The sequence below is a fragment of the Marinomonas flavescens genome, from assembly GCF_004352835.1.
In the GTDB taxonomy this organism is placed as follows: Bacteria; Pseudomonadota; Gammaproteobacteria; order Pseudomonadales; family Marinomonadaceae; genus Marinomonas; species Marinomonas flavescens.
In genome coordinates this window covers 1-25,255 of record NZ_SJSB01000004.1, presented here as the reverse complement: position 1 = coordinate 25,255, position 25,255 = coordinate 1, and the positions used below count along the sequence as shown (strand labels likewise).

At 42.4% G+C, this 25,255-nt stretch carries 17 protein-coding genes; 9 read left to right on the top strand and 8 right to left on the bottom strand.

Features of this window, described 5'->3' with window-relative positions; translation table 11 throughout:
* Positions 1-166 precede the first annotated feature (166 nt).
* A complete protein-coding gene (locus E0D70_RS05360) occupies positions 167-1,189 on the top strand; it encodes an ester cyclase (protein WP_133011252.1) in 1,023 nt (340 codons plus the stop codon).
* A gap of 317 nt (positions 1,190-1,506) precedes the next feature.
* Here the strand turns inward: E0D70_RS05360 and E0D70_RS05355 are convergent, their stop codons facing one another.
* The 6 genes from E0D70_RS05355 to E0D70_RS05330 all read right to left on the bottom strand — a co-directional run bounded on the left by E0D70_RS05355 (position 1,507) and on the right by E0D70_RS05330 (position 13,430).
* The gene (locus tag E0D70_RS05355; RefSeq protein WP_165942872.1) at positions 1,507-1,872 is read right to left on the bottom strand and encodes a gamma-glutamylcyclotransferase family protein; all 366 of its coding nucleotides are present in this window, start codon (positions 1,870-1,872) and stop codon (positions 1,507-1,509) included.
* Between the two features lie 105 nt (positions 1,873-1,977).
* Positions 1,978-4,602, bottom strand: coding sequence for a hypothetical protein (locus E0D70_RS05350; RefSeq protein ID WP_207923204.1), 2,625 nt, complete (start codon positions 4,600-4,602; stop codon positions 1,978-1,980).
* Positions 4,603-4,604: 2 nt separating this feature from the next.
* Positions 4,605-6,806, bottom strand: coding sequence for an McrB family protein (locus E0D70_RS05345; protein WP_133011249.1), 2,202 nt, complete (start codon positions 6,804-6,806; stop codon positions 4,605-4,607).
* 176 nt (positions 6,807-6,982) lie between these two features.
* Complete coding sequence (locus tag E0D70_RS05340; RefSeq protein WP_133011248.1) at positions 6,983-10,261, bottom strand: type I restriction endonuclease subunit R; 3,279 nt, start codon at positions 10,259-10,261, stop codon at positions 6,983-6,985.
* A gap of 117 nt (positions 10,262-10,378) precedes the next feature.
* A complete protein-coding gene (locus E0D70_RS05335; protein WP_133011247.1) occupies positions 10,379-11,767 on the bottom strand; it encodes a restriction endonuclease subunit S in 1,389 nt (462 codons plus the stop codon).
* The gene (locus E0D70_RS05330) at positions 11,757-13,430 is read right to left on the bottom strand and encodes a type I restriction-modification system subunit M (RefSeq protein WP_133011246.1); all 1,674 of its coding nucleotides are present in this window, start codon (positions 13,428-13,430) and stop codon (positions 11,757-11,759) included. Before E0D70_RS05330 ends, E0D70_RS05335 begins: the two co-directional genes overlap by 11 nt.
* Positions 13,431-13,985: 555 nt before the next feature.
* Here E0D70_RS05330 and E0D70_RS05325 point away from each other — a divergent pair.
* From E0D70_RS05325 to E0D70_RS05290, 8 genes are all read left to right on the top strand, one after another.
* Positions 13,986-14,396 carry a MerR family transcriptional regulator gene (locus E0D70_RS05325; protein ID WP_133011245.1) on the top strand — a complete coding sequence of 137 codons (411 nt, stop codon included), beginning with the start codon at positions 13,986-13,988 and terminating at the stop codon, positions 14,394-14,396.
* Between the two features lie 43 nt (positions 14,397-14,439).
* Entirely contained in the window at positions 14,440-15,606 is a 1,167-nt protein-coding gene (locus E0D70_RS05320; RefSeq protein ID WP_133011244.1) for an isovaleryl-CoA dehydrogenase, read from the top strand.
* A gap of 80 nt (positions 15,607-15,686) precedes the next feature.
* Positions 15,687-17,294, top strand: coding sequence for a carboxyl transferase domain-containing protein (locus E0D70_RS05315; RefSeq protein WP_133011243.1), 1,608 nt, complete (start codon positions 15,687-15,689; stop codon positions 17,292-17,294).
* 12 nt (positions 17,295-17,306) lie between these two features.
* Complete coding sequence (locus E0D70_RS05310; protein WP_133011242.1) at positions 17,307-18,101, top strand: enoyl-CoA hydratase/isomerase family protein; 795 nt, start codon at positions 17,307-17,309, stop codon at positions 18,099-18,101.
* 4 nt (positions 18,102-18,105) lie between these two features.
* Positions 18,106-20,103: an acetyl-CoA carboxylase biotin carboxylase subunit gene (locus E0D70_RS05305; protein ID WP_133011241.1), complete on the top strand. Its 1,998-nt coding sequence runs from the start codon at positions 18,106-18,108 to the stop codon at positions 20,101-20,103.
* Positions 20,100-21,056: a hydroxymethylglutaryl-CoA lyase gene (locus E0D70_RS05300; protein ID WP_133011240.1), complete on the top strand. Its 957-nt coding sequence runs from the start codon at positions 20,100-20,102 to the stop codon at positions 21,054-21,056. Before E0D70_RS05305 ends, E0D70_RS05300 begins: the two co-directional genes overlap by 4 nt.
* A gap of 151 nt (positions 21,057-21,207) precedes the next feature.
* Positions 21,208-22,920, top strand: coding sequence for an AMP-binding protein (locus tag E0D70_RS05295; RefSeq protein ID WP_133011239.1), 1,713 nt, complete (start codon positions 21,208-21,210; stop codon positions 22,918-22,920).
* A 179-nt stretch (positions 22,921-23,099) separates the two neighbouring features.
* Entirely contained in the window at positions 23,100-23,597 is a 498-nt protein-coding gene (locus tag E0D70_RS05290; protein ID WP_133011238.1) for a PaaI family thioesterase, read from the top strand.
* Positions 23,598-23,874: 277 nt separating this feature from the next.
* On the opposite strand, the gene E0D70_RS05285 is transcribed toward E0D70_RS05290, so the two are convergent.
* Positions 23,875-24,411 carry a hypothetical protein gene (locus tag E0D70_RS05285; protein ID WP_133011237.1) on the bottom strand — a complete coding sequence of 179 codons (537 nt, stop codon included), beginning with the start codon at positions 24,409-24,411 and terminating at the stop codon, positions 23,875-23,877.
* A 527-nt stretch (positions 24,412-24,938) separates the two neighbouring features.
* Positions 24,939-25,255: IS30 family transposase (locus E0D70_RS05280; RefSeq protein WP_133011236.1), on the bottom strand; the 317-nt coding region annotated here is incomplete at its 5' end.

Sequence of the window (25,255 nt, the reverse complement as noted above, 5' to 3'; positions counted from 1 at the left end):
AATAAATAACCATACTTTTTTGAGCCATGCAATATTTTTTTAAAACCGTGTCGCGATTAGACAAACTCAAAACAAGTCAGAAAATGAAGCGTTTTTAGTCTGTAAAAAAACAGCTTTAATGTAGATTTAGGCAAACCATTATTTAATAAATTGGGAGCAATTAAAAATGTTAATTCACAATAAAAACAAGGACATAGTAAATAAATTAAGAACCTCTTTATACAATTACTCAGACGAAGCCTTGATCGATAATATAGATAAATTAATAGCCGATACGGCAACACTTCAATTCACTTTTCCGTTCGAAACACTGCAATCAAAACACCAGCTATACAGCCATATTTATAAACCACTGGCGGACGCTTTTGTCGGATTAGAGCGTCGTGACACCATCGTCATCGCGGGTGATTCAAACCATGAAAGCCAATGGGTAGGATGTTGCGGTTATTACACAGGCTCTTTTGAAAAAGCGTGGCTAGACATATTGCCAACAGGCCATCAAGTCAGTATGCGTTTCCATGAGTTTTTCCGTATCGAAAATGGCTTAATCGTAGAAATACAAGCCGTTTGGGACATTCCAGAAGTAATGATGCAAGCCGGCGCTTGGCCTTTATCGCCTAGCTTAGGGCGCGAATGGCATGTTCCAGGGCCCGCAACTCAAGATGGCATAGTAACGTCCGCATACAACGAAACAGCCGCCAAAAAAAGTTTAGATATCGTCTCGGCTATGTGTGCCTCATTAGGGGATTTTGCCAATGGTGGTGTCGAAGCAATGCAGCTAGAAAAGTATTGGCACCCTCATTGTAGCTGGTACGGCCCATCTGCTATTGGCACAGCCAGAGGGATCAAAGGGTTTCGAAATTGGCATCAAATCCCTTTCTTAAAAGCCCTCCCAAATCGCATTGGAGACACAACCAAAGGATACTTATTTGCAGACGCTGGCTACGTTGGGTTTACCGCTTGGCCGGGCATGTCCATGACAATAAGCCAAGGCGGATGGTTAGGCATCGCCCCTTCAAATCAAAAAATTACCATGAGAAGCTTGGACTTTTGGCGCGTCGAAAATGGCTTAATTAGAGAAAACTGGGTGTTGATCGACTTATTAGATGTCTACAACCAAATAGGCGTCGATGTTCTAGGACGAATGAAAGAACTCAACAAAGCGCGATTGAACTACTTCGAGCGCTAATCATTATTTGAGGAACGTAATCGACTACACAATTCGCAACGAGCATACCACCGTAGTGAACCTCCCTCTTCTGTTTTAATGTCATCGAATTCGATGATATTAAAACACCTACTTCATTGTCATTCATGAATGAAATTTGTTACCGAATCATGCGTCAGAAATGAGACTTTCTTTGATTGCATCTGCCTGATTTAGAGATCAAATAAATAGTGCCAATGGATGCTATCCATTATTTTTCAGATGAGGTAAAAGGTTTTAAACCCGTCGAATTCCACGGGTTTAAAACTGGGATTATGTAATTACCTCCATGTTTCTAGTCATTGCTCCCAGTTACCACCAATCACTTCCTGTGCATTTTTCAGACTCTTATTATAGACATAAAGCATAATTGGCCCCCAACGAGAAATAATACAGATTCGCTTATAAAAACTATTTGCTAAATCATCCTCCTTGTAACTCTCCAACTCATCTAGATCCGCTAACGTATCCGCTTCAACCTCGTAGATCTCTACAAAAATTTTGTCGTTAGGAGAACGAATAATCGCTGGAAATAGCTCTAGATCGAACATTTTGAATCCAGAAATAAAACCAGAATCTATATGCGTTGAATATCCCAATAACTCATGATTAAAAAAGCCTTGTTTCAAAGATCCGTAGACGGCAACACGACATGTATTTTTCATTTCAAAACCTAGATACCCTAAAAACATTGGTCGGAATTAAAGTTAGAAAAATAATAAATCTTATATTTCAATAAATTAATGTTAATTTTTTAAATATATCCTCTTTCACCAAGCCCCCCATTCTCCACAACTTGGACATTTGTTATTAAATGGTTCAATAGCTCTTGCTGAATGATATGTCCAATAAAAACCATTTTTTATTATCCGAGTATCTGTACTTCGGCAATGATTAAAGCTTATAAATTGCTCACACTCATTACACTGCATCCATACAGAACGAGGTGTTCGTGGAACCCATTCTCCATCTTTATTGTAATATCCACTCGACTTTTCAATCTGACGAAGGTTGCAAGAACCACAACGAATACAAAATGGTTTTGAAGCTGTGCGATCATCATTCCGACTATTATGAGATGTATCAGGATCTTCTAATTTATACTGTAAAAATAATCCAAGTACCCTTTGTAATTCATCCAAATATAATAATCTATCAATAGGGCTTAGAAAGACACCTCCATATTGATGTAGAGGATTCGAATAGTTTTCATTTATTGCTAATTCTCCAAGAAAGCTATACTTCCCCCATTCTTGAGCAGTCACTCTCTCAGAAATAGCTTCTTTACATGGATGTAAAATAAACACAGGATTTTTATTATCTTCACTATAGTTTTTTTTGGTATAAAGAAGATCAATAGCTCCTATTAATCCACCAAATCGAGTAAACGTAGCTTGATTATAAAATTTTGCATCCATAACAAATCGTTTTTTTTGAATATTTTGAGCTTTATCTTCAGGCCACCACTCGACATCAAGAACAAAATCGGGTCTTTTCCCATTATCCAACGTCATTTCATAGGTTAATGTAATAAAACGTTTTGCTTCAAGGTTTGACAGCTTAATTTCGATATCAACAGTATTTGTTCGAATAGCTTCTATGAGCTTATATTTCCAGTTATCTTCCAGCACATATCGAAATGATTCTCTCAATACTTTGATTATTTGTAATAAACACCAACGCTCATAAATAATTGGCATATTCACCAATCCGATCGCATCAATCTCTTCTAATCTAATAAGTAATTCATCATCAGCAAGATTAGTAACCTTTCTTAATACCTTATAATTATTATGAACACCTTGATAATTGGGATTTTGTACAAATGTCATTGAATTAGGAAAGTTTGATGAATGTTTTATTTCAAGTCGACGAAGCGATTTAATGATCTTTGTAAGTTGTTTTAATTTAGGCGCTACTTTATCATAGACATATGCTGATAATTTCTCATTGTCAGCATAAAAGTTAATTCGGTTTACCAATGCATTCTTTTCTTTTTCCTGTTCTTCTAACTCATTGCTTCTCAGATTACGTTTCCAACCATTTGAATTTAACTGCAACCCTAATTGCTTTTCTTCTTCAAACTTTTTCCTAGCAACTTGAAACCCTTTTGTTGTTAATAGTTCTACCAAACTTAAAGATGAGATAGAATATAATACAGAATTAGTTGATTTATTTCGATGTATTGCGCCTATTACTCTATATTCAGAATTAGTTTTGAGACAACGAATCAAATTTGAGTAGTTATATTTAAAAGATAATATAGTTGTTTTATTATCAACCTTCCCCCAAACTCCATTATTGAATATTTCTATAAAAAATCCATCTTTGTTTCCTGAGATTTGATCTTTTGTATAGTTTTGGGTACGAATATATAACTCGTTATGGTTTGTTGCTTCCACATCTAAATTTATTCCATTCTTATTTAACTGCTCTTTCAATTTGCGTTGCCAGTAATCTAAATGGCAACGTTCACCTAATATTTTTAAATCTTTTACAACTAGCTCCCTATCGATTGAAATTATATCGGTGAATGCATCATATTGGCTTTGAAGCCTATCAACAGTATTAGCATAACGTTTAACTTTATTGCGAGAGAGAATCGCTATTTTTTTTATAATTCGATATGAACGTTCTAAGGCAAATAATACATATCGATTTTCAGCAACGTTATAAGATGGTTTTGTCGCTCGGCTGGTTAAAAAATTCTGATTACGTTTACTAACAAGCTCCATAAATGTCCGATTAACTGGCTTGACTGATTTACGAGATTTTAGTGTTTGAATTTCACGAAGTTCTGATTTTGGAGCATTTAATATTTTATCTGCATTAACAATAAGATGCTGAATGCATTCAATTACTTCTTCATTAATACCAATGCTATTACCTTCTTTATCAGCTTGAATGGGGCTTGAATCATCTAAGATCAATTCCCATAAATCATCTTTAAAGCTAGAGAGGTAAGTATCTAGTTGCTCTCGAGTAAAATCTATTGAACCGATAAGAATTTGACACACTTTGTCTTGTAAGATCAACCTTAAAGTACCAGCCGTATTAATGCTTGAATGTTGCCAATACTGATTTTTATTATCCCATTTATCTTTTACAACCCACCACGTTTTACCTGTGTCGATATCATCAATAGAACTTAAGTACTGCGTTCCTCCATTTGGTAATTGGATATATGGATTTACTATATTATTATGTAAAAAACGAACCGCAAGTTGCCCACGTAATCCCCCTGTATTGGGGTATATAGTCGTTTCACATTCAAAACATTCAATGTCCTTATTATATTCGAGAGACAAACAGAATAAAGACTCAGTTATTTTAATAACAGTTTCTTGATCGTACCATTGGATTTCAATATATTTAATTTCAAATTCTGACTTCATAATTATGACCAGAAATTCACGACACCATCATTTACTTTAGCATCTTGTATGACACTTTCTAATACAGCGACGGCTGAAAATATTTGAGGCATCTCAGTATATGTAGGTAACTCTTTCTTAATCCGCTCTATAAACACCTTCTCTATTAAATCTAATTTGGTTTGTTGTCCCAATGATTTATTACCATCAAAAGTAAATTTAGGTAGAACCTTATGTAATAAAAAATTATTAATAGATAAAATAGAGTCATCATTCACCGATTCAAAAAAAGCAAGATAATTAAGCCCTTGACGAATAGTACGCATTCCGAATTCGATACCTAGCTTATGAAAAAACTCTTTATTAAGTTCAATAAATAATTTACAAAATTCATTATTCCAGTCAAATTTCGGATAATCATTCCGTTCGCCTAGCTCCTTTATTTCAAAAAGTAATGGCTTTGTTACATCAACAAAATCGTACCGTTCAACTTCAGATAAAATTTGATCCCAATCAGATAAAAGTGGCGATTCAAAGCGCATGATATGAGCTCTATCAAGAATTTTGGGGGATAGATAATGTGTTGTCTCATCAATATTAATGGCACCAATAATATGTACATTTTCTGGCATTTTAATACTTGAAGGCATTGTAATAGCAGCAGATAACATACGTCGTATTTCACTGTGATATTTGATAAGAGAATTTTTATCACTAAATCCAAATGCTTGTCTCAAATGCTGTGTAAGCTCCTCATCTTTCAACAACTCAATAAAGTTAACAACACCATCTTGACTATATTTTTCTTTCCCTGCTTGAATAATTTCAACAACAGCCTTTAATTCTGACAGTACGTGTGCAGATTCATCTTCTGCATAAAGCTTAATTTCTGGTTCTTCATCCCTAGATTCTAAAAGCGATAAAAAATCAGCAAAATAATATTCGACTCTTGCAAGATTCATTTCATCAAGGCAAATAAAATATGGGATATCAGGGTTTTTATTAGCTTCAATTAATGCTTCAAGAAATGGAGTTGCAAGGTACTTTTTTTCTAAGGGGTTGTAATATCCTAAAAGATCTTCTGAGCTTGTCCAATTTGGTTTGACCGGTATAATAATAGATTTTCCACCAACAGCTTTTGCAAAAGACTTAACTAAATTAGTTTTACCAGAACCTGAATCACCAGCAAGTACAATCAGATCCTTTGTACGTAACAATGTTATATAATTTTCAACAATATGCCGCGGATATAAAACACCTTTTTTCACTAAATATGCCTGTATATAAGAGACTGCTTTATAGTAATCACCACCCAATATATTTTTAAATGAAAAACCATCGACAATTTCATTATTCGAATTTGACTCAAGTAAAAAACAACCTAGATCTTCTTCATCAACAAACTCAAATGTTTTTAAAAATAAAGCCTTATCAGATACATATTTTCTTAGACGTTCAATTTTATTATTCATTCCAGCCTCTAAGTCGTGAAACTCTTTTTTTAATTGGGTTATATGTTTTACTTTTTCTTGCTCTTTAAAGGTTAATGATTCAATTTTTGAGTCGAGAATTTCTTTTTTAGCTATCAACACTTTATTGGCTTTTAATGTAGTATTACGTTCTATCTCTGCAACTGACTTCTCATTTTTAATTCCATTAAGTTCTTCCTCTACTACTTTTCTCGATTCTAACAACTCATCATTTAGTCTTTTTTTTAGGATATAAAAATCATCTTTTATTTTTTCATCTGCTTTTTCATGGTAAAAGTCATATATAGATTTGGACATAAATGAAGACATATTATCGTTAGTAAATATATCATTCGAAATATCGAATGGTAGCTTTTCAAGTAATGAGAAGCTTCCAGGACAAGTGTTCATTTCGAAAGGAATATTATGTTTTTCTCTTTCAGATAGAGGAGATAATTGTAGTTTACAGCGAACGAAAGATGAGGTGTTTTCATCTCCAATTTTTTTCACATCTTTTGGATTAATAAAAAATTTACATGTGTTATTAATTCCAGTTAATGGATAAGAAATTAATTTGTTTTCGCTTATTGTTCTAGGATTTATTAAATATCCCCAAGTTTTATCTGCAAATAGTTTGACTTCCCCCCAAACCTCAAAATTACCATTTTCAATATTCCAACTTCTCTCAAGAATCTCTTCCAAATCTATATCAGATAACCCTTCTAACTCATCAAAATTGTATATTTTATTTTCCACTTATCCCCCTATTAATAGAACTATCTATTTAAAACACCTTGCTTTTAACAATATATTTATTTATAACTAATAGTTCATATTTTGAAAAAAAATATCTAAAAAAACATAATCTAACCATAATATCGATCAAAAGAGAGATTGCTTTATATTCAGTACTTCCAAGATTACTGCCATTATCACCCACGATACTTCTTATAATTCTCGGCCTGCTCTAGTACGCTTTTATACACGTCGTCGTTGGCGACGGGTGGGAAGCCGTATTTGTGCAGTAGGAGTATTAGGTCGACTTTTAGTGTGGCTTTTATGTCGTCGCGTTTGGCGAAGTCGGGGTATTTGGCGACGTCGTCGACGATGGTTTTCATGGCTTTGGCGAGTTCGAGTAGTTTGTCGCTGTCGTAGCTGAATTCGTATTTTTTCTGCATGTGTTCAAGGATGTCGTAGAAGGCTTTTTCTTCTAGGTCGATGCCAAGGTCGGCGAAGGAGCCCATTTCCTTTGCCATGTCATACACCATATCGGTCATTTCTTGGCTGAAGGTGTCGAACTCTTCTCCGTTCAAAACATCTTCGTCGCGACGTTCGTTGTATTGTTCTACCAAGGCTTCAAAGCGTTTTGAGAAGTCCATGCCTTTCACTTGGTTGACCTTTTTAAAGTCGCCAATGGCTTTTTGCAGTAGTTTTTGCAGCAGTTGAATTTTGGTATTGGGCAGTTTGATTTTGTTGATGCGCTCTAGGTAGTCTTCATCAAAAATATCAATGGCGTCAGCTTTTGCTTCGCCTATGGTGAAGATCTCCTCTACCCCGTCTGCTCGCAAGGCTTCGGCAATCAGCTCGCGTACACGGGCATTCATTTGCGCGGTGTCTGGCGCATCGCCTTTGGTGAGCTTGAAGATAATTGAACGTACCGCGATGTAGAAATGAATCAAGTCCCGTTCGCTTTGATCAATCCGCTCATTGCCACAGCACACGTCGTAAGCGGCTTTTAGCCGTTTTACTAAGCTCATGAAGCGGTTCTCGCCTTTCTTCGTTTGCAGGATAAATTCGGCCGCTTGGTTTAAGCATTCCAACTGCTCACGGGGCTCATTACTAAAATAGCCAGACACATCAAAGCCATGAAACATCTGCTTGAGTAAATCTAAATGGTTCTTCACCTCCACCACAGATAAATTCACATCTTCCATGCTGGTTGTATCCGCTTTGGAGTACTGGGCCAGTGCTTGATTCATTCGAGATTTAATGCCGATGTAATCCACCACCAAGCCTTTTTCTTTGCCTTCCAGTTTACGGTTAACGCGGGAAATGGTTTGAATCAGGTTGTGCTTTTGCAGCGGTTTATCAATGTAAATGGTGTCTAATTCAGGGACATCAAAGCCGGTTAGCCACATATCTACGACGATGGCGATTTTGAAGTTGGAAAGCGGGTTCTTGAATTGTCGATCTAGCTCTTTACGGTGTTCTTTCTTGCCCACTAGCGCATACAATTCGGCGGTGTCATTTTCCCCTTGGGACATGACCATCTGCACTTTTTCGAGCGGCAATAAAGCTTCTTGCTCTTTCTCAGTTAATTGGAGATTTTCATCTGAGGTTAAATGTTTCTCAAACCAATCGGGGCGTAGTGCTTTTACCGCTTTATAGAAGTCATAGGCGATTTCTCGGTTGGCGCAGACAAACATCGCCTTACCTTTCACCGTAGCGCCTTCACTGACTCGGCTTTCATAATGAATCACAAAGTCCTTCGCTAACGCAGCGATACGGTCAGGGTCGCCCAAGATGGCATTCATATTGGCTGAGGCTTTTTTACTTTCTTCTATCTGATGTTCGCTGGAGCCTTCTTGTGCACACACATCGTAATAAGCCTCAACTTCTTTGAGTTTACTGTTGTCCAAAAAGACTTTTGCAGCACGCCCTTCGTAGACAATGCGCACGGTGATTTCGTCGTTCACCGCTTCTGTCATGGTGTAGCTGTCGATGGCTTGTCCAAACACATCCAACGTGGCGTCTATTGGCGTTCCCGTAAAGCCCACGTAAGTCGCGTTCGGCAAAGAGTCATGCAGATACTTAGCGAAGCCATAGGTTTCTTTTACCGATACGGCTTTGCCATCTTGATATTTGATCACTACTTTTTTGTCGAGATTCACTTGCGAGCGATGAGCTTCGTCTGAAATACAAATGATGTTGGTACGATCCGACAACAGCTGTAGATCTTCGGTGAATTTATGAATGGTGGTTAGAAATACCCCGCCGCTTTTGATGCCTTGCAGCTTTTCACGCAAATCGGCTCGGCTGGTGACGGAGACAATGGTGTCGTCGCCAATGTAACCTGTCGCGCCGGTAAACTGTTTGGCGAGTTGGTCGTCTAAATCGGTTCGATCCGTGATCAATACAATGGTTGGGCTTTCAAAATCGATGCTTTTCATCAACAAGCGACACAAGAACTGCATGGTGAAACTCTTGCCACAACCCGTCGCACCAAAGTAGGTACCACCTTTGCCTGAGCCAAGGGGCTTGCGTTCTTTGAGGATATTAAAATACAGCTTGCGAGCGGCGTAATATTGCGGATAACGACAACTGATTTTGACTTCTTTTTTCGTGGTGTCAGGAAAGAAGACAAAGTTCTTAATCACATCCAACAATCGAGTGGGATGGAACAAGCCGTGGAGCATGGTATAGAGGGAATTGATGCCGTCTTTCTCGGCAGACTCAAAGCCTGTCTCCTTGCGCCACGCGTAATAAAACTCGTAAGGCGCAAACACATTACCCAGCTTGTTGTTGACCCCATCGCTGATGATGCACAAGGCGTTGTAAACAAACAGTTGGGGAATATCCCGCTGGTAACGAATACAGATTTGTTGCCAAGCGTCATGAATGGTGGCGTTGTTTTCACGCACAGCGGATTTAAACTCAAACACCACCAGCGGCAAGCCGTTTACGTACAAGATGCCATCGGGAATGCGCATCTGACCATCCACGCCTTCTATCTCAAGCTGATTCACCATCTTGTAGACATTATGACTGTTTGGCGCGTTATTCGCCGACGACAAATAATGGATTTGACCTTCAGCGACTTTCGCCAGATCTTTCGGAGTGGCAAATAACTGAGCCAACGTTTCATTCAGGTGGCGAGTATCGATCAGCTCGATGTACAAATCTTTTTGGTTACGGTCTTCTCGCTTCAACAAGAAACCATTAGACAGCCAAGCACTGAAGGTTTTATTGCTCTGGTACAAATCACTGGCAGGCAAGGCGCTTAACTGACGAATGATCGACTCGATCTCGTTCGTCGTAATACCGTCAGCGTGATATTGGCAAGACAAATACTCACGCACATCGTCGACGATCAACACCTGAGACTGATCCGCTCGGTGTATCTTCTGACCTAACACATGGGGATAACCCTGCTCGCCCATCAATTCAATAATGGCTTGCTCTAATTTTGCCTCAGTAAACATCGAACCCATGCAATAAAAATCCTTCTGACTGCGTGTTATTAATAATGACCAACCCCACCCTTTACCTTCAAAGAAGTGTCATGTTCTAGCCCCTCCCCCTTTCTCTTCAAGGGGGTTGGGAGGGGGTTATTCTGCGTCCATCAACGCATTGGCTTGCTCTACTTCTGGTGAATCCAAACGTAATTCACCGGAGATGAGTTTGGGCAATAAGATGTCTCTTATTTGTATCAGAGACTCATTTTCTAAACTCAATTGTTCGATTTTCTTCAAATTAAGATCAATAATTTCAGAATACTTTAAAAGTAATTCTGGTGAAGAAAATGAAAACGCAATTTGATTCAAGGTTCTTTGATTTAATAGAGGTTGAGCTGCTCCACCTGCATAACGATTCAGATTTAAATGTTTTAAAAGATATAGTATAAAAGCCAATTCATTTTGATCTATTTTAGCTGATGCGACGATAGTGTTATCCGAAGGCCAGAATAATCCAGAGCAATACTCAATTGCACCACAATATGCGCCAACTCTTCCTATAATAATCGCATTACTAAATCTTGAGTCATCACTAAAACCAATAATTCCATTAGCGCCGTAAAGTGGGTATTTTCCTTTATCGTCTGATTTTTTGGTCTTCCCATTTGAAAATTTAATTCTACTTTCTAAGCCTTTAACACTGCACCCTTTCGGCACCCAGCCTTTAATCCCAACACTCGGTTCTTGGCTGTCTTCAAATGCACTAGGGAAAAGCTGGCGGATGTGGTCTGGTAAGGCTTGAAAGTCGTCGCTGGCGCGGGCGGTTTTGCGTAATTCAGCGCGGGCAATTAAAGCTGGAGGAAGGCTGCTCAATTCGCTGTTGGTTGCTGCATCGAAAAAACCTGCGTCTAAGGCGTTGTCGATGACAGGATCAAAATCCACAAACCACGACTTAAACAAGGCCTGCGCCATTTGCTCTAAAGTTTGGTTGATTTGGCGATTGAGAGTGATTTTTTTGTCGAAATTAGTAATTATAAGTTCAATTTCACTTCTTTCATTCAGAGGAGGTAAGGGTATAGGTATTTCCTTAACATCCTTTAAATTAAGTGTTTTTTGAACTGTTGTATTAGCTCTATCATCTAAGAATTGTTTAGATAACGGTGATTTAAGACAAATATCGATCCATTCAGCACTAATAGCAGCTGATGGCCTTATAACAGCTATTGCACGTGCTACATTCCAACCTTGTAATGAAACTGGCACAACAGCACTTTGACCAGTACTTCCAACAAGGGTAAGAAGCACCTCTCCACCAACTAATCGTGTTTTTTCAAATTTATTTTCAATCTTAAAAGATACTTTAAGAGCATCTTTCGTATTTATCTGTCCATTTTCGAAATTGTTTACTCGGATTATTCCAATACCAGTTTCATCATGCTGACCTGGCTGTACTATTCCATAGGAAATATTTTTATTAGAAGTACATTGAACTAATGGCTTCACATCCCAATCAATTGGAAAGTTATATTTTTCACTCCCCATAACCCAGCCCTTCTAGATTCTTACGGATTGATTTATCAAGTGCTTCGGCTTGGTTCATTTGGCTGTAGAGGGTTTGGCTAAGTTCGCGCATTTTCGTTTCAAAGGGAATGCCATCGTCTTCTATTTCCGCTGCGCCCACGTAGCGTCCTGGTGTGAGTACGTAATCGTTGGCTTTCATGTCTTCAATGGTGACGGATTTGCAGAAGCCCGCTTGGTCTTGGTATTCAGTGACTTTGCAATCACCGCTGTCGACACGTTTTTGCAAGGCGTCGTCGCTGCTGCGCCATGCGTGAAAGGTGTCGGCGATCAGGTTTAAATCATCTACCGTGAGTTCTTTGTGTACACGACTGATCATGGAGCCCATTTCGCGGGCGTCGATAAACAAGGTTTCGGTTTCACGGTTACGGAAGCCTTTGTCGCTGTTGGCGGTTTTGTCTTTCGACATAAACCACAAACACACAGGAATTTGCGTGGTATAGAACAATTGCCCCGGTAAGGCGATCATGCATTCAATGCGGTCGTTTTCGATCAACTGTTGGCGTATTTCGCCTTCGCCCGAGGTGTTAGAACTCATGGAACCGTTGGCCAATACAAACCCTGCGGTGCCGGTTTCGCTCAGCTTCGACAACATATGCAATATCCACGCGTAGTTGGCGTTGCCAGTGGGCGGCGTACGGTAACCCGCAAAACGCGGGTCGTCGGTTAATTCTGCTTCATCGCGCCAGTCTTTTAAGTTAAACGGCGGATTGGCCATGATGTAATCGGCTTTTAGATCTTTGTGCTGATCGGAGAAAAACGTATCCGCCGGCTTTTCACCTAAGTTGCCAGACAAACCGCGTACCGCTAGGTTCATCTTCGCCAGTTTGTACGTGGTCGCGGTAAGCTCTTGACCGTAAATGGCGATGTCTTTACTGCGGCCTTCGTGCTGCTGGACAAATTTCAACGACTGCACAAACATACCACCAGAACCACAGCACGGGTCGTAAACCTTGCCTTGATATGGTTCGAGCATTTGTGCCAATAAGGTCACGACAGATTTAGGGGTGTAGAACTCGCCACCGCCCTTGCCTTCTGTGGCGGCGAATTTGCCGAGGAAGTATTCGTACACGCGACCGACTAAGTCTTCATCGGTGGCGTTGCATTCATTGGCTAAAGTGTCGATGTTTTCTATGGTGTCTATCAAGGACGCGAGCTTTTTCACTTCTAGTTCTTGGCGAGTGAAATAGTTGTCTGGCAAGGCGCCTTTTAAGCTTGGGTTGTTCTTTTCGATAGTCGATAACGCGGTGTCGATGAGTACGGCAATATTGTCTTGTTTGGCGCGCGCTTTAATAAACGACCAACGGGTTTCTTCGGGTAAATAGAAGATGTTGTCTTGCTGATAAAACTCTTTCATCTCGATGAAGGCTTCTTGACCATCGTCGAGCATCTTTTGGCGACGGGCTTCGAACTTATCACTGATGAACTTTAAGAACACCAGACTCAACACAACGTGCTTGTATTCGGAAGATTCTACACTGCCGCGTAACTGGTTCGCCGTGTCCCATAAGGTTTCTTCAAAGCCTTTGCTTGGCTTCTTCTTAGCAGGCGATTTTTTCGCAGGTGACTTTTTAATGGCAGCGGATGTCGTCGCTGATTGAGAGTCTGGGTGATTCGTGGATTCCATGTACTGGGGTTTCTCCATTGACGCGTTAAAAAGCCATATAAATATGAATGTAAAAATATGTATCTAAAGATATTACTCGATAATGACTTGCGATGGTAAAAAAGCCGTTTATTTATAAGAAAATATTAGTCGGGCCACTCGCCTCGGACTCACCCCTAACGCTCGCAGTTACTATTTAAATTAGTAACTATTTAAATTAGTAACTATTTAAATTTTGAGGCACTAAATCCTCAGTTATCTGATACGACTTGAGGGTGGTGTCGTACACGAGTGCATGGGGAAATGTTTCCCGTATGCTTTGGCTTTTTCGCCACGCTGTTTTTTGGTATATGGCTATTTTCAATGCCCTTTTATTTGGTAAGGGCTTTAATCAAGTTCATCGATATTCAACCCAAATTAACGAAATTGCAATTCTTGGCATTAAAAACTTAGTCGCTTGTGCGTTGGTCACTATTTTCTCCTAGTGGATCATCTGATTAATTTATCGACAATTTAAAGTTGACGTTTACGTTAACTTACCCTAGTCTGAAAATAATTCCATTAATGAGTCACACCATGACAGATAAAAAAGTGAGCTATTCAATCAGCGAGTTAGCCAGTGAGTTTGACGTGACGACTCGCAGTATTCGCTTTTATGAGGATCAAGGATTGCTCCAGCCTATTCGTCGGGGTCAGACGCGCGTTTACAGCCGTCAAGACCGGGTTCGTATGAAGCTTATTTTACGAGGCAAGCGTCTTGGGTTTTCCCTTGCAGAGATCAGAGAGTTATTTTCCCTTTGGGATGAAACGCTGACGGGGAGCGAGAAACAGCTCAATCTATTGCTGGAAATCATTCATCAAAAACGCAGCGAGCTGGAGCAACAGTTAAAAGACATTACGATGATACAACTGGAATTAGACAATGCGGAAACGAGGTGTTCTAACGCATTAGCAGAACTAAACACACAAAAACAACAAGCCCGCTAAGCCTTTAAAAAGTACAGCTGGCAATAAACATAGGTATAAGACAATGATTTCACAATATACCGGCCTCAACTTTGGCCTAGGCGAAACGCTCGATATGCTACGCGATCAAGTCAATGGTTTTGCGGCTCAAGAGATAGCGCCACGCGCTGAGCAGATCGACCATGACAATCTATTTCCGGCGGATTTATGGCGTAAATTCGGCGATATGGGGTTGCTCGGTATCACGGTGAAAGAGGAGTACGGTGGTGTCGATATGGGCTACCTTGCGCATGTTATTGCGATGGAAGAAATCAGTCGTGCCTCTGCGTCCGTGGGTCTTTCCTACGGCGCTCATTCTAATCTTTGTATTAACCAGATTCATCGCAATGGCAGTGAAGAGCAAAAGCATAAGTACTTACCAAAATTGATCAGCGGAGAGCACATTGGTGCGCTTGCTATGTCTGAGCCTAACGCTGGTTCTGATGTGGTATCGATGAAGTTACACGCTCGCGACAATGGCGACCATTATCTGCTCAACGGTACGAAAATGTGGATCACTAATGGTCCTGATGCTCACACTTATGTGATCTATGCGAAAACCGACCAAAAAGCAGGCTCGCGCGGTATTACTGCGTTTATCGTCGAACGGGATTTTGCGGGGTTCTCTCGTCATCAAAAGCTCGACAAGCTTGGTATGCGTGGCTCGAACACGTGCGAGCTAGTATTCGAAGACTGTCCGGTACCAAAAGAAAACATTATTGGTGAGCTAAACGGCGGAGTTAAGGTGCTCATGAGCGGTTTGGATTACGAGCGGCTGGTTTTGTCAGGGGGTCCATTGGGTATTATGCAAGCGGCTATGGATATCGTTGTGCCTTATATTCGTGATCGTCAGCAGTTTGGTAAAGCCATTGGTGAATTTGAACTGGTGCAAGGGAAAATTGCGGACATGTACACGGTAATGAATGCCTCCCGCTCCTATCTTTATGCCGTCTGTCAGGCGGCCATGCGCGGCGAAGTCAGTCGCAAGGATTGTGCTGGCGTTATCCTTTATTCCGCAGAAAATGCCACAAAACTCGCTTTAGATGCGATTCAATTGCTCGGTGGTAATGGCTATATCAATGAATTTCCTACTGGTCGCTTGTTGCGTGATGCCAAACTTTACGAAATTGGCGCGGGCACATCAGAAATTCGCCGTATGTTAATCGGTCGAGAATTGTTCCTGAATAACTGAGTTCGAGACGAACGGAACAAGCCTATCGTCTGACTCACTGTCTGAATAGAAAAGAATAAGAACAATATCAGGAGAAAGTTATGCCGGTTCTTCATACCAAGATCAATACGCGCAGCGATGAGTTTTGTCGTAATGAGGCGGCCATGCGTGAAGCGGTTGCGGACCTTCACGACAAGGTCGCTACTATTGCACTCGGCGGTGGCAATGACTATCAACAGCGCCATTTGTCGTTAGGAAAGTTGCTTCCGCGAGAGCGCATCAATGTTTTGCTCGATGAAGGCTCCCCTTTTCTTGAGCTGTCTCAATTAGCCGCCTATAAAGTTTACAACGATGACATTCCTGCCGCTGGCATCATTTCAGGTATTGGGCGCATTAATGGCGTTGAATGCATGGTGATTGCAAATGATGCGACGGTAAAAGGTGGCAGCTATTTCCCCTTGACCGTCAAAAAACATTTACGCGCTCAGGAGATTGCCGAACGCAACCACTTGCCGTGTATTTATTTGGTTGATTCTGGTGGCGCTAACTTGCCACAACAGGATGACGTTTTTCCAGATCGTGACCATTTCGGGCGCATCTTCTTCAATCAAGCCCGCATGTCTGCCAAAGGTATCCCTCAAATCGCGGTTGTCATGGGGTTATGTACCGCTGGCGGGGCTTATGTACCGGCCATGGCGGATGAATCCATCATAGTACGAAATCAAGGCACTATTTTTCTCGCTGGCCCACCTCTCGTTCAAGCCGCTACTGGCGAAGTCGTCTCGGCCGAAGACCTTGGTGGCGCCGATGTACATTGTCGCGTGTCTGGGGTGGCGGATCATTATGCTGAAAACGACACTCATGCATTGCAGATTGCCCGTCTTTGTGTGGCTAACCTTAATCGCAAAAAAACAGTGGCGGTCGAACAAAAAGTACCAAGCCCTCCACTCTATTCACCAGAAGAACTGGGCGGCATTGTCGGTACTGATCTCAAGAAACCTTATGACGCTCGCGAGATAATCTCTCGCCTTGTTGATGGTTCTGAGTTCGACGAATTTAAAAAACTGTATGGCACGACTTTGGTAACTGGCTTCGCGCACATATATGGCTATCCGGTGGGTATCCTTGCGAACAACGGCATCTTATTCAGTGACTCCGCTCAAAAAGGCGCTCATTTCATCGAGCTGTGCTGCCAGCGTAATATTCCATTGCTGTTTTTGCAGAATATTACGGGCTTTATGGTCGGTCAAAAAACAGAAGCAGAAGGGATCGCGAAACATGGCGCCAAGATGGTCAACGCCGTTGCCTGTGCGAATGTTCCCAAATTAACCGTGCTGGTCGGTGGTTCTTTTGGCGCGGGTAACTACGGCATGTGTGGCCGTGCCTATAGTCCTAATTTTCTCTGGATGTGGCCAAACGCTCGTATTTCAGTCATGGGTGGCGAACAAGCGGCTGGGGTAATGGCGACGGTGCGTCGTAATAACTTTGATCGACGTGGTCAACATTGGTCTGCGGAAGAAGAAGCAGAATTCAAGCGCCCTATTGTCGAAACCTATGAGCATCAGGGACACCCTTATTATGCGTCGGCACGACTATGGGACGATGGCGTCATTGACCCCGCTCAGACACGAGAAGTGGTCGCCATGGGTTTATCCGCTGCACTCAACGCACCGCAGGACGAAACGCGCTTCGGCGTGTTCCGCATGTAAAGAGGCCGTCACATGACAAAGCAGTATGTAGAACTAAGCCTAGACGCGAAAGGTGTCGCTTGGCTGACGCTTAACCGCCCTGAGGTACACAACGCTTTCGACGATATTATGATCGAGCAGTTGATAACCGCATTAGAAGAGACTGACCGAAATACTAACGTGCGTGCTTTGGTATTACGCGCTCACGGCAAGAATTTTTCGGCGGGCGCAGACCTAGCTTGGATGAAACGGATGGCGAACCATAGTCGCCAGAAAAACCTAGACGATGCCAGCCGCTTGGCCTTATTAATGGAGCGTTTGAACCATTATTCTAAGCCAACCATGGCGCTCATTAAAGGCGCTGTTTATGGTGGTGCCGTTGGGTTGACCGCTTGTTGTGATCTGGTTATTGCGACACGAAACTCCAACTTTTGCCTATCTGAAGTACGTATCGGGCTCATCCCTGCGGTCATTAGCCCGTATGTGATTCGAGCAATCGGCGAACGCCAAGCCAGACGCTATTTTATGACCGCGGAAGCGTTTAATGCGGTAACGGCTCAGCAATTTGGTTTGGTTCATGAATTAGCCGAGGACGATGTCGAATTGGACAGTTTGTGTCATCAATTACTGAAGCCATTTTATCGGAACAGCCCACAAGCGGTCAGTGCGGCAAAATCGCTCATTCACGCCGTGAGTCAACAGCCAATTGATCAGGCGTTAATCCGCGACACCGCAACACGAATTGCTGATATTCGAGTGAGCGATGAGGGTCAAGAAGGTTTAAATGCTTTTTTGAGCAAACGCCAGCCAACGTGGATCGAGGAGTAATCGCATGTTTAGTAAAATATTAATAGCAAACCGAGGTGAGATTGCCTGTCGGGTTATTAAAACAGCGCACCGTCTTGGCATTAAGTGTGTCGCGGTTTACTCAGAAGCAGACCGTTTTGCGCGTCATGTGACCATGGCAGACGAGGCTTTTCTTCTGGGGCCTGCGCCAAGCAGCGAAAGCTACTTACGCGCAGATCGTATTATTGAAATAGCCAAAACATCTGGCGCTCAAGCGATTCACCCTGGTTATGGTTTCTTATCCGAGAACACTGATTTTGCGGCGGCCTGTGAACAAAATGGCATTGTTTTCATTGGTCCACCAGCCAGCGCCATTGCGCAAATGGGATCAAAATCTGCGGCCAAAACCATCATGGAAGCTGCCGGTGTGCCATTGGTTCCCGGTTATCACGCTGACGATCAATCCCCTGCTCGGCTCAAACAAGAAGCCGAAAAATGCGGCTTTCCTTTATTACTGAAAGCGGTCGCTGGTGGTGGCGGTAAAGGGATGCGAGTGGTCAATTCACTGACCGAATTCGATGAAGCACTGAACTCTGCGTGCCGTGAAGCAAAAAATGCCTTCGGTAATTCAGATATGCTCATCGAGAAATATTTGACTCAGCCGCGTCATGTTGAGATTCAGGTGTTTTGTGATCAACAAGGCAACGGTGTGTATTTGGCTGAACGCGACTGTTCTGTGCAACGCCGCCATCAAAAGGTCATTGAAGAAGCGCCCGCGCCTAATTTAACCGATGCGACGCGACGTGCTATGGGCGAAGCCGCTGTACAGGCCGCTCAAGCCATTCAATATGTTGGCGCTGGCACTGTAGAATTTCTTTATGATGTAGACGAGTCTTTCTATTTTATGGAGATGAATACTCGCCTACAAGTCGAGCATCCGGTGACAGAAATGATCACTGGTTTGGATCTGGTCGAATGGCAATTGCGCGTTGCGAACGCTGAGCCGCTGCCTCTTATGCAAGCGCAAATACAGATTCGCGGCCATGCCTTAGAAGCGCGTATTTATGCTGAAGATCCTAATCTAGACTTTTTACCTGCAACGGGCACTTTACACTATCTTCGTACGCCCGACGAAAGCGCTCATGTTCGCGTTGACACTGGGGTAACCGAGGGGGATGAGGTGAGCGTTTATTACGACCCTATGATCGCAAAATTGATCGTCTGGGACGAAGATCGCGACACTGCCATTAATCGACTTGTGCAAGCGTTAGAACATTACCGCATCGGTGGTCTAAAAACGAACACCCGCTTTTTACATCGGCTCGCAGATTCGGAACCGTTCCGTCAGGCGCAACTCGATACTGGCTTTATTGAACGCCATCACGAGAGTCTCTTCGCGCCAAGCCAATTAGATCCCTCTTTGTGTTTAGTCAGTGCCTGCGCTTGGTTTCTTGAGCAAACAAAACATGGCAATCGCATTAATGGCGATGAGCACTCTCCTTTCTCAGCCCAAAACAGCTGGCGTTTGAACGCTAAGCATATTCGTTCAATGACGCTAATGGTTGGTGATATTTGTCATTTACTTAGCATCCAAGAACAAAAAGATGAATACGATATTACTTTAGACAAGGTGACTTATCATGTTCATGCGACACAACAGCAAGACAGCTTGAAACTGGTTATTGATGGTCATAATCTGACACTGCACGGTTATGCAAATGGTGATGATTTAACCCTGTTTCATGAGGGCGAACCCTTCCTGTGTTGTCAATATCGTGAGACTTTCATTGAAACCGAACAGGCAGGCTCTGGATCGCTCGCGGCGCCAATGAATGGGGTTGTTGTCGCGGTTATGGTCGAAAAAGGTCAAGCCGTCGAAGCAGGACAAACGCTGGTCATCATGGAAGCAATGAAAATGGAACACAGCATTCATGCTTCATCTGATGGTGTTGTCAGTGACATATTCTTTCGTGATGGTGAGCTGGTAAAAGAAGGCGATGCTCTGATCGCATTGCAGTGTGAAGAAAAGGAGACAAGCGTATGACGTTTCCCACGCACGTTCGATTGGTCGATGTGAGCCCTCGTGACGGTTTACAAAATGAATCTGGCCCTGTGATTGCCACCGCTATCAAGGTGGAGTTGATTGAACGCTTGGCAGCCTGCGGTTTGAAGCACATTGAAGCGGCCAGTTTTGTCTCCCCTAAGTGGGTGCCTCAAATGGCGGATAGCAGCAAAGTGATGGCTGGTATTCATCGTCAACAAGGCGTTATTTACAGCGCTCTCACCCCAAATATGAAGGGGTTTGAAGCGGCATTGGCCGCAGGGGTTTCTGAAGTGGCGGTGTTTACGGCCGCATCTGACGCTTTCGTGCAAAAGAATATTAATTGTTCGATTCAAGAAAGTATCCAGCGTTTTATACCCTTGATCGAAAAAGCAAAGCAACACGGCATCCCCGTACGAGGTTATGTTTCGACGGCTCTTGGCTGCCCTTATGCTGGTGAAATTTCACCGGCTCAAGTCGCGGCCGTTAGTCGTGATTTGTATCAGCTGGGTTGTTACGAGATTTCACTGGGCGATACGATAGGCGTTGGCACTCCGTTAAAAGCGAAACGTATGTTGGAAGCTGTTGCCCGCGAGATCCCCATGAACGCACTTGCTGCGCATTTTCACGATACTTACGGACAAGCTCTAGCCAATCTTTATGCGGTACTTGAAGAAGGTATTTCCGTTGTCGACACCTCAGTCGCTGGCCTAGGCGGCTGCCCTTATGCTCAAGGAGCTTCGGGCAATGTGGCCACTGAAGATGTGCTTTATCTGCTAGAGGGATTAGACATAGAGACCGGCGTCAATTTACACAAGCTTGTCGAGACAAGCGACTGGATCTGCACACAATTAGGACGCCAAAATGGCGCCCGCGTAACACAAGCCATGAGGCATGAAATCACCAAGCCTACAACGCTGGACTTAGACAATAGTCATAATGGAGGGAATATATGAGCACTCAATCACACTCTATTCGAAATCCTTGGTCGCTCATGAGAAGCAAGAAGACCCCATTCAATACCGAATAACGCATTCTGACACGCTGAAAAGATGACATCCAGACCGAGACAACAACAAAAATAAACGACTCATTAGGATTAAATGAATGAACAATCTCTTAAGAGCAAACCCAAGTTACGCTAGCGGTGCCAGTAATACGCCACTCATTGGTATGACGATTGGCGACAAGTTCGACCAAATCGCAGACCGTTATCCAGATAACGATGCATTAATTTCGCGCCATCAATCGATCCGTTGGAGTTATGCTCAGTTAAAGTCAAAAGTAGATAGTACGGCCCGAGCCATGCTAGCGATCGGCGTGCGTCGGGGTGATCGTGTTGGTATCTGGTCTCCTAACAATGCTCAATGGCTACTCACCCAATTGGCTACCGCTAAAATTGGTGCCATTTTGGTGAATATTAATCCCGCCTATCGTTTGCATGAACTGGAATATACCCTCAACCATTCTGAAGCCCGCTTTTTGGTGACGGCGCAAAACTTCAAAAGCTCTAATTACACTGAAATGCTGCAAAAACTGGCGCCGGAGCTGGCCGAGTGCGAAAAAGGCAAACTAAAATCTGAAACGCTGCCTCACCTACAAGGGATCATTAATCTATCGGATACCGTCTATGAAGGCATGTGGCGCTGGTCAGATTTTATCGAACAAGCTGACAAGATAAACGCTAAACAGCTTGCCAGCGCACAGCACGAATTGCAGTTCGATGATCCTATCAATATCCAGTACACATCTGGTACGACAGGGTTTCCAAAAGGGGCGACGCTCTCTCATCACAATATTCTTAACAATGGCTTCTTTGTCACTGAAAGCATTGGTTTAACACACAAAGATCGTCTCATTATTCCTGTTCCACTTTATCACTGCTTTGGCATGGTGATGGGCAACCTTGGCTGCCTTTCCCATGGCGCTACGATAATTTATTCAAGCGAGGGCTTTGAACCTGAGACGGTTCTGAAAACGGTCGAAGAAGAACGCGCGACGGCTCTTTTTGGTGTGCCTACCATGTTTATTGCTGAACTGGAGCACCCTAATTTCGAACAATACGATTTAACCAGTTTGCGCACCGGCATTATGGCGGGCTCTATTTGCCCAGCTGAGGTGATGAAAGCCGTAAATGCCAAGATGAATATAAAAGACGTGCAAATTGCTTATGGCATGACGGAAACCAGCCCGGTGTCGCTGCAAACCGCGAGTAATGATCCTTTCGATAAACGCGTTACCACCGTAGGGCGAACACAACCTCATATTGAATCTAAGATTGTAGATCCCTCCTCCACCTACGTGTTACCTCGCGGCGAGATTGGAGAGCTGTGTACGCGTGGCTACAGTTTAATGCTGAAGTATTGGAATAACGAGAAGGCGACTCACTCATCCATTGATGAATCAGGATGGATGCACACTGGCGACTTAGCCATGATGGACGACGAGGGCTATGTTCAAATCGTTGGCCGCATCAAAGACATGGTGATTCGCGGGGGTGAAAACATCTACCCAAAAGAGATTGAAGAATACTTGTACACCCATCATGCCATCTCCGATGTGCAGGTGACGGGCGTTCCTGACAATAAATTCGGTGAAGAGCTGGTTGCTTGGATTAAATTAAAACCCAACGCAGAAAACATCAGCGCTGAGACCTTATGTGAATTCTGCAAAGGCCAGATCTCACATTTTAAAATCCCACGCTATTTTAAGTTTGTCGATGAGTTTCCTATGACGGTTACGGGCAAAATTCAGAAATTTAAAATGCGCCAGATTTCCATTGAAGAACTGGGCTTGGACATAAAAAAAGACACGCCTTGATCATCCATTAACACAGACAACACAGACGACACGCCACTCTTGGTGGCGTGATCGTTTCTACCTTGATAAGCATCGTTAATTTGATCAATCCACACGACTAGTAAATAACACCACTGGCACGAACGCTGCCTGATCTGCATTTGGGCCAATGCTACTCACCAAAATAATAAGGATGTCCTATGAATACCATCGCGTTTCAAGATCATTACCCAGAAGAGTTAAGCCACTGTTATGGCTGCGGTAAAAACAATCCTGACGGCCACCAATTAAAAAGTTACTGGCAACACATTGACGAAGCAAACTTAAACGCCAGTACCACTATTGCGCATTGCATTCCTGATATGAAATACACGGCTATTCCTGGCTTCGTTTATGGCGGGATGCTGGCATCATTAATCGATTGCCATGGCACAGGAAGCGCTTCGGGCATGGCTTATCTTGCTCAGAACCGTGAAATCGGCAGCCTACCGCCAATGCGCTTTGTTACCGGTGCGTTAAATGTGAATTATTTGGCACCAACGCCTCAAGGCGTCGAGCTCACTCTCATTGGTCGCTTCAGTGAAGTCAAAGAGCGCAAAATTATCGTAGAAATAACGCTATCAGCCAATGATATAGTCTGCGTAAAAGGACAGGTTATTGCCGTGCTTATGCCAGACAGCATGACTCCGAAAGCTTAATAAGTGTATTAGAAGTCAATATAAGCAGACATTTCTTAACTAGGCTATAGGCCACAAAGAAGCATTGTATGCATTACTCATTGAATACCAATTAAATATTTAGACATTAAAAAAGCCGATTGTGAGAAATCACTAATCGGCTTTTTCGGTTCTATAAAACCATCAAATAAATAGTTAGATCATCCAGCGTTAGATCATCATTCCATTTAAATAGAGCGTACATTTAATATAAAACCGATCATAATGAAGCTGAATTCATCAAATCTGAGAGATTGATTTAGCCGCCGTCAGTATTTCTTAAATCACTGACTTTTAGACCTGCTGCCGAAAGTTTTTTTCGTAGCTCAATCGCAATAGCGCGCTTTTTTTCTATGCCTTCAATAATGACGTCGAAAAACGCCAAAGCCATCTGCAACACTTCTTTTGGGTGCGTCCTAAGGTACGCGACCACACTTGAGCGTTGCGCTGGCTGTATTTCGTTCATAATACCTGCGAACCTTTTACTCACCAGTTCAAGAGGCTCAATTTTATCTTCGTAGCGCTTTTGCTCTGCGTGTTTACCCTTTATTGATCTGACGAGTATTTTTTTGGCGGCAAGATAATCACCTTCACGATCAATATCAGCGATCAATCTTTTCGCTGTGATGGTAGTCGATGGGAGAAGCGCTATCGTGTTAAGAAACATATCAATAACGCGTGTTGTATGCGTTATATCTGAGTGTGCTGTTTGTGTCATATTGGTGTTGTGGAGTTCCTTGAAAATTGGGTACTCAATCATTCTTGTTTGGAACTTAGAGTTTATACTATTGTTCACATTTACTGCCATAACATCTTCAGCAAACTATTAAAATCTGCACTCTTTAGACCCTTAATGTAATAAATAAGGTGCCCAGACCACTTTTTTGAAGAAGATTTCAGAAAATAGCGTCTATTGAAGCTAATACAGTCGGATAGGTACTAACGTGCGAAAAATAAATATATCATGATGATGAGCTTGATACCTTACTGATTCCTATTTGTTACCCCCCCAAAAAACATTGAATGCTCAATGGGAAAGTGGCTAGCCTCGGCAACACTTAAATTGATCATCAAGAAATCAATAAAATGCAGATTAAAAAATATCACTTGTTGGTGTAGTGGCATAGTGAATTTGGCCACCTGGTTTAGAGTAAACAAGCAATAGCTTCCATCTCGGTTTGTGCCTCCTTAGCGAGCTAGAACACCAACTCACTTTCGCCCCCATAGCAAGATAGAAATTTATACAGTTGTGGGCAGCATTACTTAGCCACTACATTTTTAAAATACCCCTGAATTCAAGTCCGAAGTGCGACACTTTTCATTTCAAGCAACCAAGCATAATTCCTTGAAAATCATAGCTGGTTGCTTGAACCCTAGACACTTTCTTGGGCGATTGTTTATTCGTCCCATAGCGAACTGAATCGTTTCTTCCGTAACACTTCTTAAATCAATACCTTTAGGCACATACTGTCTTAAAAGGCCGTTACTATTTTCATTCGCTCCACGTTCCCAAGAACTGTATGGATGAGCAAAATACACTGTCGTATCTAATGCTTCCGCTATTTCAGCGTGATAGGCAAACTCTCGACCATTATCTGCTGTGATCGTATGTACATGATCTTTAAAAGGCATCAATAGCT